Origin of the sequence: Okeania sp. SIO2B9 (assembly GCF_010672505.1) — a bacterium.
In the GTDB taxonomy this organism is placed as follows: domain Bacteria; phylum Cyanobacteriota; class Cyanobacteriia; order Cyanobacteriales; family Microcoleaceae; genus Okeania; species Okeania hirsuta.
The window spans coordinates 1-2,903 of record NZ_JAAHGK010001001.1 but is presented as its reverse complement, the minus strand read 5'-3'; the positions used below and the strand labels follow the sequence as shown (position 1 = coordinate 2,903).

Annotated in this window: 2 protein-coding genes; both read right to left on the bottom strand. The window is 33.4% G+C overall.

Annotated elements, in window-relative coordinates; all coding sequences use genetic code 11:
- Positions 1-843 precede the first annotated feature (843 nt).
- Positions 844-1,386: an alpha/beta hydrolase gene (locus F6K13_RS26515; protein WP_161565057.1), complete on the bottom strand. Its 543-nt coding sequence runs from the start codon at positions 1,384-1,386 to the stop codon at positions 844-846.
- Between the two features lie 213 nt (positions 1,387-1,599).
- Entirely contained in the window at positions 1,600-2,424 is an 825-nt protein-coding gene (locus F6K13_RS26510) for a SirB1 family protein (protein ID WP_124155307.1), read from the bottom strand.
- Positions 2,425-2,903: the final 479 nt, after the last annotated feature.

Here is a 2,903-nt window from a genome sequence, read left to right as displayed (position 1 = left end):
TAGGGCTTGCTGATTAAATCTAAAAGTATTTACAGATAAAGGTTTTAGCCTTTTTTGGGTCGAAAAAAGTACCTGGTTTTCAGCTCTTCACGCTCAAAAAGGAGCGTATTTTAGGCGCATAGTTGGGCAGAATAATCTTGGGACAAAACTTAGCTCCTACCTCCTCGCTCCCGATCCATTTCTCCCCTCCTGGGAGGGGGAGGGGCGAGGGGTGGGTTGTCTCCTGTCTCCTACCCTCACCCATAAGACTTTATTCAGCAAACCCTAACTATTTACACTCAATGTCTTACCTTTCATCTGATGATTAAACAATTTTCAATTGACTTACATAAATGTTCTAAGATACATTTGATTGAACAATGAATCAATGTAATTTGTGGTGTTGGTTAGCGTTGGCGGAGCCTAGCGGCAGCTATATCGCGAACCCACACCCTCACTAATAATGATGATCCCACTCCTATAAAAAACCTCAATTTTTGACAGAGTGGATATCCTTTAAATCCTTACAAACAATAGTTTTGAAGTGCTTGTCACCCCGTGAGGTAAACTCCTTATTTTCAATTTTATCTTCTTACTTTCTGCGCAGCACTCGGGTTAAATTTATCAAAAATTATGACAACAAATTAGTTTTCAACAATTAATAATTATAGTAGTCAGCATGACTGTATTTGACATATCAAAAACTTAAAACTCAGACAACGAAAATTTTTATTTCTGCCTTCTACCTTCTTAAAAGAAGAGGTTTTCAACCTTAATTATTCAGTAAAAAATATTAATTTTAGCTGAAATAATTGAGAATTAACCTTCTTCTTTCTTGCTTCTTTTACCTTCCTGACCTGTAGACTACTCACAGAATAATTTTTGTAGCTGTGGCTGGGCCTTGAGAAAATCTAGTCCTCTTTTTGCAAAATCAATAGTCTCTACAAAAAATGTTTCAATACCTTTAGCATCAATCAAAATTTTATCTGTCCATTTAAACTCTTGCACCATTTCTAAAAATGATATTTCTCCATCACTAATCATTCGATTAACTGTATCAATAATATCGTTAGTTACTTGAGATACATTACTATCTGGAGAAAAATAACGACTAAATTGTTCTACACCAAGTTTGCCATAACGCGATTCTAATAATGTATTTACAAAATCAGCTTCAACCTCTAATTTATAATTTAAAATTTCCCGAACTGTATCAATATTTTCTTGAGTAGCATTTGCAGTTAAAAACAGTGACTTTAATTGCTCAGACTGTTCTCCTGTCTCAGCAAAAGTTACTAGATCGGCAATAGCTATGGGTATATTCAAACCGTCATAGGTAATTTTAATTTCATCTATAGCATCTGCTGGTTGAGAAGTAAAGATTAAAACACTACTAATAATTGCCAAAAATCCTGCAAAAAAAAGGTAGAAAAACTTTGATATTCCTTGCCTAAAATCAGCAAATTTTTTGGATTTATTGTTCGATTGCCCTGAATTAAAAATATTTTTCATTCTGCTATTCCTCAAAAATTAATAATTACATTTGTTCAATGTATTTTCACTCTTGTATATAAGGTCTGAAAGATGAGAGATTGGGTTCCCCAAATCTGTCATATTCAGTTATAAATCTTGACTCATACTAGCCAGTAATTGTCTAATTATATCTACATCCTCTGCTTGAGGAAGATTTACTAGATAACTCTCTAAATCTTGACGAGCTTCTGCCCAAAAATTTAACTGATAATATAATACGCCTCGGTCTCGCTTTTCTACAATTGCATCAGGAAATAATAATAAAATCCGGTCGATAACTGCAATAGCTTTTAACCCCTCATTTCGGTTCAAATAAATTCCTTTAAGATTTGTCAACATTCGTGCTAAAAATTGTTTTTTACTTACCTTTGCCAAAAACTGAGGTTGTAGCTCTACCGCTCGACCATAAATCCTGGCCAATCTTTCTTGACAATCTTGAGGAAAAAGAATTTCACCTCGATCAAAAGCATCTACATATATGCCAGCTTCTTCAAAATCAGGTCGAATTAAAAAATGTCCTGGCATTCCAATACCAACCATCGGAAAATTAATTCTATGAGCAATTTCTAGATAAACGAGGGATAAAGTAATTGGAATACCAGTGCGTCTTTCTATTACTTGATTCAGAAAACTATTCTGTGGATCGTAATAGTCAATTGTATTTCCAGCAAAGCCTAAATCATCATAGAGATAGTTATTAATACTTTTAATAATTTGTAGAGGGTAAAGCGTTTCTGGTAGTTTTTCTCGAACTTCATCTGCCATGGTATCCAGAGCATTCAGATATTCATCAGGGTCAAATTCTAGTTCATATTCTAAAGCTAAATAAAGAGCAGCTTTAGCTAAATCTATTTTTTCATCAGGTTGATTAATTTCTGAATAAAATGACTGTCGATATTGGGAATAATTCATCTTGAAAATATTAAGTATTAGGTGGTAGTTTGGCAGTTTTTAACAATTAACAATTACCTCTCAAGGAGAGGGTATCTGTAAATAAAATATTAAATTCTGGTGTAGGGTGGGTTAGGCGCAGATTAATAGTTAAACTTCATAGTTGTCGCTATGATTAGCCGTAACCCACTAGAACCAATTTTTTAACATCCCTGAAGATTTATTTTATAGATACCTTCTGAAAAGAAAAGGATTAACTAAAAGGAAAATTTTTTATTTTTTCCTCTTTAAAGGAAAGGCTTTAAAATTTAATTATTTGGTAAATGAGAAAGTTTGCCTAATGGGACAAACTTTATAGGTGACAAAGCGCCTAAAAGTCCCTCTAGGGAGTGGAATAATATCAATGTTCTAAAAATGTATGAAATCCTTAGCAATTTATAATTTATACCTTTTTGAGGTAAATACTGTAACTCACCAATCTGACAGATATCTTACCTGAG

Coding starts and splice junctions, on each gene's coding strand:
- F6K13_RS26510 (WP_124155307.1), bottom strand. CDS start 2,424: ATGAATTATTCCCAATATCGACAGTCATTTTATTCAGAAATTAATCAA.